Origin of the sequence: Serratia sp. BNK-17 (genome assembly GCF_048684935.1) — a bacterium.
GTDB lineage: Bacteria > Pseudomonadota > Gammaproteobacteria > Enterobacterales > Enterobacteriaceae > Serratia > Serratia nematodiphila.
The window spans coordinates 3,280,537-3,293,810 of record NZ_JBLQTR010000001.1 but is presented as its reverse complement, the minus strand read 5'-3'; the positions used below and the strand labels follow the sequence as shown (position 1 = coordinate 3,293,810).

Here is a 13,274-nt window from a genome sequence, read left to right as displayed (position 1 = left end):
ATTACGCCGCTCCCCCTGATGATCGCCCTGCTGGCCGCGATGGCGCTGGCGGGTTGCCACAGCAAAACCGACGCGCCGGCGGCCCCGGCCACCGTCAACGTCCAGCACCTGAACGGCAGCACCGAGGTGAAGAAACACCCGCAGCGCATCGTGGTGCTGGATTACGCCTCGCTGGAAACGCTGCAGCTGCTGGGCGTCGAACCGCTGGCGCTGCCCGGCAACCGTAAGAATTTGCCGGATAGCCTGAAGCGCTATCAGGACGACAAATACCTCAATGCCGGCACCCTGTTCGAGCCGGATATGGCCGTGCTGCGCGCCGCCAAACCGGATCTGATCCTGATCGCCGGCCGGGCGTCCAAAGCCTATGACGAGCTGAACGCGCTGGCGCCGACGCTGAATATGTCCGTCGATCAGCAGGATCAGTTGGGCAGCCTGAAACAGCGCACGCTGCAGCTGGGCGAGCTGTTCGATAAGCAGCAACAGGCGCAGGCGGCGGTCGATAAGCTGGATGCGCAGATCGCGGCGGTCAAACCGCAGGCCGCCCAGGCCGGACGCGGGCTAGTGGTGCTGTTCTCCGGCGGCAAGATCAGCGCTTACGCCCCCAAGAGCCGTTTCAGCTTCGTCTATGACGCCCTCGGCTTCGCGTCCGCGTTGCAGTCCGATGAAAAAGACGTGCGCGGCAACAAGCTGACGCCTGAGCAGGTGGCCAAACTGAATCCGGACTGGCTGTTCATCATCGACAGGGACGCCGCGACCGGGCGGCCGAACGCGGTGGCGCCGCAGAAAATCCTTACCACCACCGCGCTGAAGAAAACCATAGCGGTGAAGAAAGGCCAGGTGGTTTACCTGCCGGCGGCCGAGGTTTATCTGTCCGGCGGCATCGTCACCGCTCAGCACGTTGTTGAACGCGTGAGCGAGGCGCTAACCCACGCTGCGCGATAAAGAAAGCCCGGCGATGCCGGGCTTTTTCCTGGATTAAATCGTCGGCTGGTTTACCAGGCCGTCTATCAGCACCTGCGGCGTGCCCTGCGAGCAGCGTTCGATACGCCCGCGCACGCCGTAGACCCGCGCCAGGCTCTGCGGCGTAATCACCTGCTCCGGCGCGCCGTCGGCGATCAGATCGCCATCCTGCAGCATCAGCACGTGGTCGCCGTGACGCAGCGCGATATTGATGTCATGCACCACCACCACCGTCACGATATTGCGCTTGCGGGTTTCACGGCGCACCAAATCCATCACGTGGAACTGATAGTTGAGATCGAGCGCGCTCAGCGGCTCATCCAGCAGCAGCAGCGACGGCTGACGGATCAGCGACTGCGCCAACCCCACCAGCTGTTTCTGGCCGCCGGACAGCTGATCGAGGTAGCTCAGCGCCAGGTGGGCGATGCCCAGCTGTTCCAGCAAAGCCATCACTTCCGCTTCGCTGCCGGCGTTGCTGCGGCCGCCCGAGGCGCGCTGCGCCACGATAATCGACTCCAACACGTGCAGATGCACTCCGGCGGGCAGCGACTGCGGCAGATACACCACTTTCTCCGCCCGACGGGCGAACGGCATCTGCATCAGATCGTCATCGTCCAGCCACAGCTTGCCCTGCGCCGGGTTCAGCCCGGCCAGCGAACGCAGCAGCGTCGATTTGCCGCTGCCGTTCGGCCCCAGCAGCACGGTGATTTGCCCGCGCGGCAGCATCGGCACCGAGAGATTGTCGATCACCTGACGCTTCGGATAGCCCGCCGAGAAGTTTTCTATGCGCAAGCCCTGATTCATACGTTCCCCCGATGGCGCAGAATAATGCTCAGGAAGAACGGCACCCCGACCAGCGAGGTGACGATGCCCACCGGAATGATCACGCCGGGCACCAGATTTTTCGACGCCACCGAGGCCATCGACAACACCAGCGCGCCAATCAGCGCACTGGCCGGCAGGTAGAAACGGTGATCTTCGCCGAAGATCATGCGGGCGATGTGCGGCGCCACCAGGCCGATAAAGCCGATCGGCCCGACGAAGGCCACCGCCAGCGCCGAGAGAATGCTGATGCGCAGCAGCGTGGTCAGCCGCAGACGGCGCACGTCGATGCCGAAACTCACCGCCCTGTCTTCACCCAGACGCAGCGCGGTCAGTTTCCACGAGCTCATCATCGACAACGGCAGCAGCACGGCGAACACCCCGAACAGAATGCCCAGCTTGTCCCACGAGGCGCGCGCCAGGCTGCCCATGGTCCAGAACACCAGCCCCTGCAGCGTGTCCTCGCTGGCGATGAACTGCATCATCGAGACTAGCGCGTTGAAGGTAAACACCAGCGCGATGCCGAACAGCACCACGCCGGAGGTGGCGACCCGCGTCCAGCGCGTGATGCCGTCGAGCATCAGCGCAGCGAACAGCGCAAAGATAAAGGCGTTGGCGGAGATGAACCACTGATCGGGAATGCCCGGAATGCCGATGCCGAGCACGATCGCCAGCGCGGCGCCAAAGGCCGCGGCGGAAGACACGCCGAGGGTGAAGGGACTGGCCAGCGGGTTATTCAGGATGGTCTGCATTTCCGCCCCGGCCAGGCCGAGCGCAAAGCCCACCACCACCGCCATCAGCGCATAGGGCAAGCGGATGTCCCAGACGATCACCCGCGTGCCGGCATCGGCCGCGGCGGGATCAAGCAGCGTTTGCCACAAAGACGACAGCGACAGGCCGGATGGCCCCATGGTGAAATCCAGCAGCAGCGAACCCAGGATCGCCAGTGCCAACACGCCCATCATCAACAGGCGATGGCGAAGAATATGCTGATAACGCCCCATCACGCCGGCGTTGGGTTGCCCCTTGGCGTCAGTCATGGGATCGGTGGATACGCTCATTCGTTAAGATACCTGTTACAACCATCATGACAGCGGCGCGAAGGCGTCCGCCGTAAACCGGAAAGCGCACGGCGACCGCCTGCGCGCAGCCGCCCACAATAAAGCAAACGATAATACTTATCAATCATATCAATAGGTGAAAACGGCGTTGTCGATATGTAATAATTTGTTTTTTATCGCCATTTTTCAAACCACCACGATTTCCCCCGCCAACGGCCAGTAGGTTAATTATTCTGAAAATTATTCCTGATCCGACCAGACTCTGACAAATAGCGGCAAAACCACATAGAATCCAAAACCACAGCACCGCGCATGCAAAAAACTTTCAGGCCGCCGCAAGAACGGCCTTATTGACGAGGCTGTAATGAGAAGCCCATCTCCGGCGGTAACGCCCAAACGCCCGGCGCTGCTGAACTGGCTGTTGCACAGCCCGCTGTACGCCGATGACGAACCGTTTCAACGCCAGCTGCGTCTCACGCTGACGCCCTCTCCTCTCCCCCCCAGGCTGAATGCCGTGGGGGTGGCGGCCCGTTTTTGATTCTGATGCACGATCTGCCCTACGGAGCGGAAAGCGAGTTTCTGGCGCGCATTGTGCCGCCGCTGGAGGCGCCCTACGATTTTGGCGCGTTCGGCGAGGTGAACATGCGGCTTAACGCCGGCATTTTGGCGCTGACGCAGCATTACGCTACGGTAGAGAGTTCGATGAGCTCGGCGCAGCAGGCGCTGGCGGAAGCCAAAGGCGGGAAAAAGTAAACCAAAACGCGGCGGGAGCCCCCGCCGCGAGTCACTCACCGAAGATTACTTCACGTCCATCTTCGGGAATTCCATTTCGCTATACTTCACGACACGGGTGCCTTGCGACAGCTTGTAACCGAACCAAATCAGCAGGAACAGCGGAATGCCGATGTAGGTCGCGGTCACGCCGTACCAGTCAATCTTGTCTTGCAGGAAGGCCTGGTAATTCTGGCCCAGGGTAATGATCAGGCACAGCACGAAGGCGAAGATCGGCCCCAGCGGGAAGAACCCGGAACGGTACGGTAAGTCGTTGAGATCGCGCCCCTGCAGCATGTAACCGCGACGGAAACGGTAGTGGCTGATGGCGATGCCCAACCAGGCGATGAAGCCGGTCATGCCCGAGGTATTCAGCAGCCACAGGTAAACCGACTGGTTGCCGAACATCGAGGTCAGGAAGCACAGCCCGGCTACCACGCAGGTCGCGTACAGCGCGTTGCGCGGCACGCCGCCTTTCGACAGCTTGGCGAAGATGCGCGGCGCCTTGCCTTCCGACGCCAGGGTGTACAACATGCGGGTCGATGCGTACATGCCCGAGTTACCGGCCGACAACACCGCCGTCAGGATCACCGCGTTCATCACCGCCGCCGCCGACAGCAGGCCGGCATGCTGGAACACCAGGGTGAACGGGCTGACGCTGATGTCTTTCACGTCATTGCGCAGCAGGCTCGGATCGGTATACGGAATGATCAGGCTGATGATCAGGATGGCGAAGATATAGAACAGCAGGATACGCCAGAACACCTGACGCACCGCGCGCGGAATATTTTTACCCGGGTTTTCCGATTCGCCGGCCGCGATGCCGATAAGTTCAGTGCCCTGGAACGAGAAGCCGACGATCATGGCCACGCCGATCATCGCCGAGAAGCCGCCGGCGAACGGCGCATCTCCAATGGTCCAGTTCTGCCAGCCGGCATGCTCGCCGCCTTTCAGAATGCCGACAATCATCAGCACGCCGACGGCGATGAAAATAATCACGGTGCTGACCTTGATCAGCGCGAACCAGTATTCCGCCTCGCCGAACCCTTTCACCGAAATGTAGTTCAGCAGGAACATCAGGCCGAGGAACAGCGCGCTCCAGATCCAGCCGGGCGTGTCCGGGAACCAGTAGCTCATCACCAATTGCGAAGCCACCAGGTCAACGGCGATGGTCACCGCCCAGTTGTACCAGTAGTTCCAGCCCAGTGCGAAGCCGAAGCCTTCTTCCACGTATTTGGCGCCGTAGGTGGAGAATGAACCGGAGACCGGCATAAAGGCCGCCAGTTCGCCCAGACTGGTCATCAGGAAGTACACCATCAAACCGATCAGAGCGTAAGACAGCAGCGCCCCGCCGGGACCTGCCTGAGAAACCGTGGCGCCCGAGGCGACGAACAGGCCGGTGCCGATGGAGCCGCCGATGGCGATCATGGTCAAATGCCGGGCTTTCAGCTCGCGGCGCAATCCGGGAGCTTGCTGCCCCGATGTTTTTATATCCTGCTGAGCCATTCGTTCCCTATCTATCTGCTCTTCGAAAAATGAGGGCGGATTGTAACAAATACCCGCCGGTGAACTAGCAACATTGCACCGATATAAGATAGCTTCATAATTCAGAGGCAATTATTAGCCGCGCCCCTTATGGCCTTACTTACTCTCATTAATGTGAGCGCGCGCAGGTTTTTATGCTTTCTTTGGCCTGCGCGGCGATAGAAGACGTGACGCGCTGTCGATTACAGCACGCAATAGCTGAGAAAACGCTGCAACGCGTTGGAAATGTGCTTTTGCCGATGGCGGATCAGGTACAGGGTGCGCCGCAGCGGCGGCAGCGGCACCGGCAGTTCCACCAACGCGCCGCTGGCCAGCTGCTCCGCCACCACCCGCCGCGACAGGCAACTGATGCCGATACCGTGCCGCACCGCATGCTTGATCGCCTCCGAGTTGCCGAGCTCCATCACCAGCTGAAAGTGCGGCAGGTGCGCCAACAGCAGATGATCCAGCACCTCGCGAGTGCCCGAACCGCGCTCACGCAGGATCCAAGGCGCATTCGCCAGCGCCTCCAGCGTCGGCGGTTGACGGGTCAGCGGGTTATCCGGCGCAGCGAACACCACCAGCTCGTCCTCCAGCCACGGCTGCGTCACCAGCTCCGGCATATGGCAAGGCCCTTCGATCAGCCCCAGATCGACGCGAAAATCCGCCACCGCCACGATCACGTCCTGGCTGTTGCCGACGTTCAGCTCCAGCGGCGTGGCCGGAAAGTCCCGGCGGTAACGGGCGATCATCTCCGGCAGCATATAGTTGCCGATGGTGCTGCTGGCGGCGATGCGCAGCGCCCCGCCATCATGGCGAAACAGCTGCTCGATCTCCCCCGCCTGCTCCAGCAGCGCCAGCGCCTTGGGGTACAGCAAGCGGCCGTGTTCGTTGATCACCAGCCGTTTGCCGACGCGATCGAACAGCTGCACGCCCAGCTGCCCCTCCAGATCCGCCAGCGCCGCGCTGACCGCCGACTGCGACAGCGCCAGCACCACCGAGGCCTGAGTGGTCGAACCGCTTTTCAGCACTTCGGTGAAAACTTCCAGTTGACGCAACGTGATATGCATAGCCGTCCCGGTATTGAAAGAAGGTTCTGCCAGAGAACCCCAACATGGTGATGTGGGCAGCCCGGCCAGGCTACCCTGTTTGCGGCCAGTTCGGCGCGCTATTTACCCAACGCGACCAGCTGCGCCGCCGCGGCCAGTACCGGCTCTCGCGGCGTGCCGGCTTCGTCCCGCAGTATCAATTGCAGCATCGCCGCGAGATGATCGCGGTCGATCGTCTTGTTTTCTTCAATCAACCGCCGCACCGCGCGCCCCACTTCCTGATCTACCTGCTCTCTGCGTTGATCGTCGGTATCCATCGCCTGCTCCTGTTAGTTGGAAAGTTGACGGCGGCTCGCCGCACTTCCTCACCCTAGCCGCAATGCGGCTGTATGCCAATGCCTGATCCCATACCACTTATTCAGATAGGTTATAAATATATAATCAATTTCTCTTTTATTCAGCCCAAACGTACTCTTAGCAGCAAGAAACAGACTGAAGGACTGACTTTTATGGCGACTGATACCACTCACACTTACCCCGAGCGACGCTTTCCGCTGTTTGGCCTGCCGCGGCTGGTGCCGGGGCTGGCGCTGACCGGCGCGCTCACCGCGCTGGCCGTCTGGGCCGGCGATATTCCCTGGGTGGCGGAGCTGGGGCTGGGGGCGCTGACGCTAGCGATCCTGCTCGGTATTCTGGTGGGCAACACGCTGTACCCCCGCTGGCAAACCGTTTGTCACGGCGGCGTGCAGCTGGCCAAACAGCGGCTGCTGCGTCTGGGCATTATCCTTTACGGCTTCCGGCTGACCTTTCAGCAGATTGCCGACGTCGGCGCCAGCGGCATCATCATCGACGCGCTGACCCTGATCACCACCTTCCTGCTGGCCTGCTGGCTCGGCAAGAAAGTGTTCGGCATCGACAGCCAAACCGCGATGCTGATCGGCGCCGGCAGCAGCATTTGCGGCGCGGCGGCGGTGATGGCCACCGAGCCGGTGCTGAAGGCCGACTCCAGCAAAGTGGCGGTAGCGGTCTCGACCGTGGTGGTGTTCGGCACTCTGGCGATCTTCGCCTACCCGTGGCTGTATCAGTTGAATGAACACTTCCAGTGGTTGCCGTTCAGCCAGGAAACCTTCGGCATTTACGCCGGCTCCACCATTCACGAAGTGGCTCAGGTGGTCGCCGCCGGGCACGCCATCGGGCCTGACGCCGAAAATGCAGCGGTGATCGCCAAGATGATCCGCGTGATGATGCTGGCGCCGTTCCTGCTGCTGCTGTCGGGCTATATCAGCCGCGGCAGCGCAGGCAAGGCGGAAAAATCCGCCATCACCATTCCGTGGTTCGCCGTGCTGTTTATCGTCGTCGCCGGGCTGAACTCCTTCAACCTGCTGCCGGCCACGCTGGTGCGCCATCTGATCACCGCCGACACCTGGATGCTGGCAATGGCGATGGCGGCGCTGGGGTTGACCACCCACATCAGCGCCGTGCGCCAGGCCGGGATGAAACCGATTCTGCTGGCCACGCTGCTGTTCGTCTGGCTGCTGGTCGGCGGCGCCGCGATAAACCAACTGGTGCAACACCTGCTGTAATCGCCCTCGGCGGCCCGCTTCGGCGGGCCGCCGCTTTTCACCATTCAATCCGCCCGCTATCAATGCCATAATGTCACCGATAACACAGGAGAATGAAGATGAAGTTTGTCGGTGCACATGTCAGCGCGTCAGGCGGCGTGGATCAGGCGGTTATCCGCGCGCACGAATTGGAGGCGACCGCGTTCGCCCTGTTCACCAAAAATCAGCGTCAATGGAAGGCCGCGCCGCTGGCCGCAGACGTGATCGATAAGTTCAAGAGCGTCTGCGCCCAGTACGGTTATGGGCCGGGGCAGATCCTGCCGCACGACAGCTACCTGATCAACCTGGGGCACCCGGTGGCCGACGCGTTGGAAAAATCGCGCGAGGCGTTCATCGACGAGCTGCAGCGCTGCGAGCAGCTGGGGCTGACGCTGTTGAACTTCCACCCCGGCAGCCACCTGCTGCAAATCGATGAAGACAAGTGCCTGGCGCGCATCGCCGAATCGATCAATATCGCGCTGGACAAAACCGCCGGCGTGACGGCCGTGATCGAAAACACCGCCGGCCAGGGCAGCAACCTGGGCTTCAAATTCGAGCACCTGGCGGCGATCATCGACGGCGTGGAAGACAAAAGCCGCGTCGGCGTTTGCATCGACACCTGCCACGCCTTCGCCGCCGGGTACGATCTGCGCACCGAAGAAGAGTGCGAGCGCACCTTCAAGCAGTTGGGCGACATCGTCGGTTTCAACTACCTGTGCGGCATGCACCTGAACGATGCCAAGAGCGAGTTCAACAGCCGCGTCGACCGCCATCACAGCCTGGGGGAAGGCAACATCGGCAAAACGGTGTTCAGCTACATCATGCGCGATCCGCGTTTCGACAACATCCCGCTGATTCTGGAAACGGTAAACCCGGATATCTGGGCCGAAGAGATCGCCTGGCTGAAGGCGCAGCAGTAACGCGGCGCCCAAACGACAAAACCGGAGCCTGGGCTCCGGTTTTTTTATGGCTGGATCGCCGTTACGCCACGCTGGCCGCCGGTACTTCAGCACGTTTCAGCAGGGCATAAGCCACCCCGGCCAACAGCGTGCCGGCGGCGATCGCCACCAGGTACAGCAACACCGGCGAAATCGCGCCTGGGATCAGCAGCACGAACAAGCCGCCGTGCGGCGCCATCAGCTTGGCGCCGAAGGCCATCGACAGCGCGCCGGTCAGCGCCCCGCCGGCGATGCAGCACGGCAACACGCGCATCGGATCGCGGGCGGCGAATGGAATCGCCCCTTCGGTAATAAAGCACAGCCCCAGCACCAACGCCGCCTTGCCGCCTTCCTGTTCGGATTTCGGGAACTTGCGGCGCGCCAGCAGCGTCGCCAGACCCATCGCCAGCGGCGGCACCATACCGGCGGCCATGATGGCTGCCATCGGCGCATACACCGAGGAGCTGAGCAGCGCCACGCCGAACGCGTAGGCCGCTTTGTTCACCGGCCCCCCCATGTCGGTGCACATCATGCCACCGAGGATCGCCCCCAGCAGCACGGCGTTGGCGGTGCCCAGCGATTGCAGCCAATGGGTCAGGCCTTCCATGATTTTCGCTACCGGCGTGCCGACCACGTAAATCATGATAAGGCCGGTGATCAGGCTGGCCACCAGCGGAATGATCAAGATGGGCTTCAGCGCTTCCATACTTTGCGGCAGGCGCAGTTTGCTGCTGATCGCCCTGGCGACATAACCCGCCAGGAAACCGGCGATGATGCCGCCGAGGAACCCGGCGCCGGTGCTCACCGCCAGCATGCCGCCGATCAGGCCCGGCGTCAGGCCCGGACGATCCGCGATGGAGAAGGCGATGAAACCGGCCAACACCGGCACCATCAGCGCGAAGGCGGAGCCGCCGCCGATCTGCATCAGCGCCGCCGCCAGGGTGCCTTTGACTTCAAACGCCTTGATGCCGAACACGAACGACAGCGCGATGCACAAACCGCCCGCCACCACCATCGGCAGCATGTAGGACACGCCGGTCAGCAGGTGACGATACGGGCCGTTGCCCTCTTTCTTTTTCGCCGCCGGCGCCGCGTTGCCGCGCTGCTGCGGCTGAAACACTTCTGCCTCGGCCTGCGCCTTGTCCAGCTCCTGGGCGGTTTTCTTCAGCGCCAGGCCGGTCGAAGTGCGGTACATCGGTTTGCCGACAAACTTGTCCAGATCCACTTCAATGTCCGCCGCGACGATCACCAGATCCGCCGCCGCCACTTCTTCCGGGGTGATGGCGTTGCCGGCGCCGACGGAGCCGCGCGTTTCCACCTTCACCCACCAGCCGCGCTTCTTCGCTTCGCTTTCAATGGCTTCGGCCGCCATAAAGGTGTGCGCCACGCCGGTTGGGCAGGCAGTGATCGCCACGATGCGTTTTTGCCCACCGGCTTTCACCGCAGCCGCCGCCTGCGGCGCCTGATAGGTTTCAGCTTCGGCCTGGGCGCGCGCCAGAAACGCGTCCGGTTCACGCACCGCCTGTTCTACCTCGCCCACATACACCAATTTGCCGTTCAGCCCGGCGTCAGCAGGAGCAGCCTGCCCCGCCACCGCCACCAGTTCGGCGTCCTGCAGCGACTCGACCAGCGTCAGGCCAGTTTTGGCCGCGGCGGCCTCCAGCATGCGTTTCGCCAGGTGGCCACGGGCCTGCCCCAGCGAACTGTCTACCATCAGCAGCGTTTTCATTCTGCCTCCTGCTATTGATTGAAAGGTTTCAGATCGACGCGCGCCATCATCGCGGCCAACTGGGGACGATCGGTCACGCCGACGTTGCTTTGGCTGACCGCCAGCGCCGCTACCGCCGTGGCCAGACGCAGAGTGTGTTCGCTGGATTCGCGCATCAGCAGGCCGTAAATCAGGCCTCCGACCATCGAATCGCCGGCGCCCACGGTGCTGACCACCTCACAGGACGGCGGTTTGGCGATCCAGGCGCCGGAGGCGTTAACCCACAGCGCGCCTTCCGCACCGAGGGAGATCACCACGTGGGCGATGCCCTGTTCACGCAGCGCATGCGCGGCCTCAACCACGTCCGCCAGCGTCGGCAGCGGGCGACCGGCCCAGATTTCCAGCTCGCGGCGGTTCGGCTTCACCAGCCACGGCGAGGCCTTCAACCCGGCGACCAGCGCTTCGCGGCTGCTGTCGAAAATGATGCACGGGCACTTGGCGCGCAGCTGGGTCATCCAGTCGGTAAATGCGTCAGGATCGACGCCGGCCGGCAGGCTGCCGCTCACCGCCACCATGTCGAACTGGCCCAGCCAGCTCAGCGAGTCGCTGACGAAGCGATCCCAGTCCTGCGGCGTCACTTCGAAACCGGAGAAGTTGAAGTCGGTGACTTCGCCGTCTTTTTCCGTCAGCTTGACGTTGATGCGGGTACGGCCCGGCACCACCTGAAAGCGGTTGGCGATCCCCAGATCGCTGAACAGCAGCTGGAAACCGTCCTGATTGTCTTTGCCCAGGAAGCCGCCGACGGTGACGTCGATGCCTAAATCCTTCAACACCTTGGCGACGTTGATGCCCTTACCGGCGGCGTGCAGGCCGGCGGTTTTTACCCGGTTGACTTCCCCGCGCTCGATCTGCGGGCAGAAACCCACCAGATCGTACGCCGGGTTCAGGGTGATCGTTGCTACTCTTCTGCTCATGCTGCGCCCTCGCCCAGTCCTTCATTAATCGCTTCGCCGATCGCCTTCAGCGCGGCTTCAGCATCTTCTCCATTGGCGGTAAAGCGCAGGTGATGCCCTTTCTTCACGCCCAGCGCCACCACCTTCATCAGGCTGCGCCCGTTGGCCGGCTTGCCGCTGCCGTCCAGGTTGGTGACGGTGATGTCACTGTTGAAACTTTTGATCACGTTGACCAGCGCCGTGCCCGGCCGCGCGTGCAGACCGTGCTCGTTGCGGATCACGAACTCGGCGCTCAGCACGCTGCTCTCCTCGGCCACTTCGCTGGTCAGCAGCGCCAGCACGCCGGCGGCATCCGCCTTCAGCAAGCGTTCAGCTTTATTGGCCAGCAGCAGATCGCTGAGGTAGTTGAGCACCGCCAGCGGCTGCGCGTCGGCGACCGACACCGTCAGCAGCAGCGCCACCGGCTCGCCGTCTTCCACCAAAGCCTGCGCCGGGCGGCTGACGGTGGCCGCGCTGGCCAGGTTGCCTTCGACGCTGTCGCTCAGCCAGATGCCCTGCCCCAGGTTCAGCGGCTTGCGGGTGATGACATCGCTAACGAACTGCGCGTTGACCGCGCCGGCCTTTTGCAGCCGGCCGGCGTTCAGCGCCTGCAGCGTCATCAGGCTGTCGGCGGCGACGTCGAGCGCAATCAGCGAAACGTCGAACTGGAATTCGGCGCTCTGCTGCTCGCCCATCAGCAGGCTGCGCAGCTCTTCCGCAGAGGTGGTTTGCGCCAGCCGCTCCGCCACGCTGTCATCGCTCAGGACGTGGGTGAGCTGGCGCAGCAGCGCCAAATGCTCGTCGGAGCGGGCGGCGATGCCGATCGCCACATAGGCGGTCTGGCCTTCTCCCCAGGCGATGCCCTGCGGGAACTGGAACACCTGCACGCCGGTTTTCAACACCAGATCGCGGGTATCGGTGGTGCCGTGCGGAATGGCGATGCCGTTGCCCAGATAGGTGGACGTCTGCAGTTCGCGCTGCAGCATGCCGTCCACGTAACCGGCGCTGACGCAGCCGGCTTCGGTCAGGGCGGCGGCCACCAGGCGGATGGCCTCTTGCTTACCGTCGGCAACGGCGCCCAGATGAATGTCTTGCGGTGACAACTGGAACATGATTCTCCTCTCCTGCTGAATTGAATCGTTTCAGCTTCATTGAGAAAAAGGAGCGTTATCCGTTCGCCACAAGCGGCCGGACAACGCTGAAACGTTTCAAGGAGTGTGTGAGCAGCACAAGGCGAAAGCAAGCTTTCTCCCTTTCGCCATTGCAGATTTTTGAGCTTACGCACACTTTTGCCGGCGTATTGGCCAGCGCCGGGGCAAAATGACATACTGTGCTGAAACCTTGCTGACGGAGAAAAGCATGAACGTAGTGACGGGCGTCGGGGTGATCATCGTCAACCCGCAAGGCGAGATTTTGTTGGGCAAACGCTGCGGTTCCCACGCGCCCTTTTGGTCGATCCCCGGCGGGCATCTGGATGCCGGTGAAACCTTCGAGCAGTGCGCCCAGCGCGAAATCGCCGAAGAGACCGGGTTGCTCATCGACCCGCCGCGCTTCGTTGGCGTCAGCAACAATCTGCAAACCTGGCGCGCCGAAGGCAAACACACGGTGTCAATCTGCCTGCAAGTGGATCACCCCGGCGGCAACGCCGAGCTGAGAGAGCCCGAGAAATGCTCCGAATGGCGCTGGTGCGCGCCTGAAGCCCTGCCGGAACCCCATTTCGAAGCCAGCCGCACCGCCATCCGCCTGTGGCTGAGCGGCCTGGCCTACCTGCCAGCGGTCTGATCCAATGCGAGCGCGTGCTGTGCTCGCTTCCCCTGCCGCAGCGCCCTATCGTTATATAAATTAGAA

At 62.4% G+C, this 13,274-nt stretch carries 13 protein-coding genes and 1 pseudogene; 6 read left to right on the top strand and 8 right to left on the bottom strand.

Going from position 1 to position 13,274, the window contains the following annotated elements; all coding sequences use genetic code 11:
- Positions 1 to 18: 18 nt before the first annotated feature.
- Entirely contained in the window at positions 19 to 942 is a 924-nt protein-coding gene (locus ACMGF7_RS15635; protein ID WP_420286504.1) for a siderophore ABC transporter substrate-binding protein, read from the top strand.
- A 33-nt stretch (positions 943 to 975) separates the two neighbouring features.
- Here ACMGF7_RS15635 and ACMGF7_RS15630 read toward each other — a convergent pair whose 3' ends face one another.
- Together ACMGF7_RS15630 and ACMGF7_RS15625 are read right to left on the bottom strand one after the other, a co-directional pair.
- Positions 976 to 1,764 (bottom strand): ABC transporter ATP-binding protein, encoded by a 789-nt coding sequence (locus ACMGF7_RS15630; RefSeq protein WP_049242523.1) that lies wholly within the window; start codon positions 1,762 to 1,764, stop codon positions 976 to 978.
- Positions 1,761 to 2,843: a FecCD family ABC transporter permease gene (locus ACMGF7_RS15625; RefSeq protein WP_031300718.1), complete on the bottom strand. Its 1,083-nt coding sequence runs from the start codon at positions 2,841 to 2,843 to the stop codon at positions 1,761 to 1,763. The genes ACMGF7_RS15630 and ACMGF7_RS15625 overlap by 4 nt, the downstream gene beginning before the upstream one ends.
- Before the next feature lie 364 nt (positions 2,844 to 3,207).
- Between ACMGF7_RS15625 and ACMGF7_RS15620 the strand changes: the two genes are divergently transcribed.
- Together ACMGF7_RS15620 and ACMGF7_RS15615 are read left to right on the top strand one after the other, a co-directional pair.
- The gene (locus ACMGF7_RS15620) at positions 3,208 to 3,381 is read left to right on the top strand and encodes a hypothetical protein (RefSeq protein WP_164095496.1); all 174 of its coding nucleotides are present in this window, start codon (positions 3,208 to 3,210) and stop codon (positions 3,379 to 3,381) included.
- Positions 3,354 to 3,596 (top strand): annotated as a pseudogene (locus ACMGF7_RS15615) (GGDEF domain-containing protein); the annotation flags it as partial. The gene ACMGF7_RS15620 and the pseudogene ACMGF7_RS15615, both read left to right, overlap by 28 nt.
- A gap of 45 nt (positions 3,597 to 3,641) precedes the next feature.
- On the opposite strand, the gene ACMGF7_RS15610 reads toward ACMGF7_RS15615, so the two are convergent.
- The 3 genes from ACMGF7_RS15610 to ACMGF7_RS15600 all read right to left on the bottom strand — a co-directional run bounded on the left by ACMGF7_RS15610 (position 3,642) and on the right by ACMGF7_RS15600 (position 6,504).
- Positions 3,642 to 5,120, bottom strand: a complete 1,479-nt coding sequence (locus tag ACMGF7_RS15610) for an amino acid permease (protein ID WP_033632569.1) — start codon at positions 5,118 to 5,120, stop codon at positions 3,642 to 3,644.
- A 221-nt stretch (positions 5,121 to 5,341) separates the two neighbouring features.
- Positions 5,342 to 6,208, bottom strand: coding sequence for a DNA-binding transcriptional regulator YeiE (gene yieE / locus ACMGF7_RS15605; RefSeq protein WP_015378518.1), 867 nt, complete (start codon positions 6,206 to 6,208; stop codon positions 5,342 to 5,344).
- Between the two features lie 98 nt (positions 6,209 to 6,306).
- Entirely contained in the window at positions 6,307 to 6,504 is a 198-nt protein-coding gene (locus ACMGF7_RS15600) for a hypothetical protein (RefSeq protein ID WP_021505918.1), read from the bottom strand.
- Between the two features lie 192 nt (positions 6,505 to 6,696).
- Here ACMGF7_RS15600 and ACMGF7_RS15595 point away from each other — a divergent pair, with 192 nt between their 5' ends.
- On the top strand, positions 6,697 to 7,770 hold the full coding sequence (locus tag ACMGF7_RS15595; RefSeq protein WP_049242528.1) for a YeiH family putative sulfate export transporter: 1,074 nt from the start codon (positions 6,697 to 6,699) through the stop codon (positions 7,768 to 7,770).
- A 98-nt stretch (positions 7,771 to 7,868) separates the two neighbouring features.
- Positions 7,869 to 8,708: a deoxyribonuclease IV gene (gene nfo / locus ACMGF7_RS15590; RefSeq protein WP_049242531.1), complete on the top strand. Its 840-nt coding sequence runs from the start codon at positions 7,869 to 7,871 to the stop codon at positions 8,706 to 8,708.
- A gap of 61 nt (positions 8,709 to 8,769) precedes the next feature.
- Here nfo and fruA read toward each other — a convergent pair whose 3' ends face one another.
- The 3 genes from fruA to fruB are packed head-to-tail and all read right to left on the bottom strand — an operon-like array spanning position 8,770 to position 12,538.
- Positions 8,770 to 10,455: a PTS fructose transporter subunit IIBC gene (gene fruA, locus ACMGF7_RS15585; protein ID WP_306377576.1), complete on the bottom strand. Its 1,686-nt coding sequence runs from the start codon at positions 10,453 to 10,455 to the stop codon at positions 8,770 to 8,772.
- 11 nt (positions 10,456 to 10,466) lie between these two features.
- Entirely contained in the window at positions 10,467 to 11,408 is a 942-nt protein-coding gene (gene fruK, locus ACMGF7_RS15580; protein ID WP_015378523.1) for a 1-phosphofructokinase, read from the bottom strand.
- Complete coding sequence (fruB, locus tag ACMGF7_RS15575) at positions 11,405 to 12,538, bottom strand: fused PTS fructose transporter subunit IIA/HPr protein (RefSeq protein WP_049242535.1); 1,134 nt, start codon at positions 12,536 to 12,538, stop codon at positions 11,405 to 11,407. Before fruB ends, fruK begins: the two co-directional genes overlap by 4 nt.
- 247 nt (positions 12,539 to 12,785) lie before the next feature.
- Here fruB and ACMGF7_RS15570 point away from each other — a divergent pair, with 247 nt between their 5' ends.
- Positions 12,786 to 13,208: a nucleotide triphosphate diphosphatase NUDT15 gene (locus tag ACMGF7_RS15570; protein ID WP_049242538.1), complete on the top strand. Its 423-nt coding sequence runs from the start codon at positions 12,786 to 12,788 to the stop codon at positions 13,206 to 13,208.
- Positions 13,209 to 13,274 lie beyond the last annotated feature (66 nt).

Bases quoted from the DNA above. Each gene is read 5' to 3' on its own strand.
- fruA (WP_306377576.1), bottom strand. From the start codon at position 10,455: ATGAAAACGCTGCTGATGGTAGACAGTTCGCTGGGGCAGGCCCGTGGC.
- ACMGF7_RS15600 (WP_021505918.1), bottom strand. From the start codon at position 6,504: ATGGATACCGACGATCAACGCAGAGAGCAGGTAGATCAGGAAGTGGGG.
- yieE (WP_015378518.1), bottom strand. From the start codon at position 6,208: ATGCATATCACGTTGCGTCAACTGGAAGTTTTCACCGAAGTGCTGAAA.
- ACMGF7_RS15625 (WP_031300718.1), bottom strand. From the start codon at position 2,843: ATGAGCGTATCCACCGATCCCATGACTGACGCCAAGGGGCAACCCAAC.
- fruK (WP_015378523.1), bottom strand. From the start codon at position 11,408: ATGAGCAGAAGAGTAGCAACGATCACCCTGAACCCGGCGTACGATCTG.
- nfo (WP_049242531.1), top strand. From the start codon at position 7,869: ATGAAGTTTGTCGGTGCACATGTCAGCGCGTCAGGCGGCGTGGATCAG.
- ACMGF7_RS15630 (WP_049242523.1), bottom strand. From the start codon at position 1,764: ATGAATCAGGGCTTGCGCATAGAAAACTTCTCGGCGGGCTATCCGAAG.
- ACMGF7_RS15635 (WP_420286504.1), top strand. From the start codon at position 19: ATGATCGCCCTGCTGGCCGCGATGGCGCTGGCGGGTTGCCACAGCAAA.
- ACMGF7_RS15610 (WP_033632569.1), bottom strand. From the start codon at position 5,120: ATGGCTCAGCAGGATATAAAAACATCGGGGCAGCAAGCTCCCGGATTG.
- ACMGF7_RS15620 (WP_164095496.1), top strand. From the start codon at position 3,208: ATGAGAAGCCCATCTCCGGCGGTAACGCCCAAACGCCCGGCGCTGCTG.
- fruB (WP_049242535.1), bottom strand. From the start codon at position 12,538: ATGTTCCAGTTGTCACCGCAAGACATTCATCTGGGCGCCGTTGCCGAC.
- ACMGF7_RS15570 (WP_049242538.1), top strand. From the start codon at position 12,786: ATGAACGTAGTGACGGGCGTCGGGGTGATCATCGTCAACCCGCAAGGC.
- ACMGF7_RS15595 (WP_049242528.1), top strand. From the start codon at position 6,697: ATGGCGACTGATACCACTCACACTTACCCCGAGCGACGCTTTCCGCTG.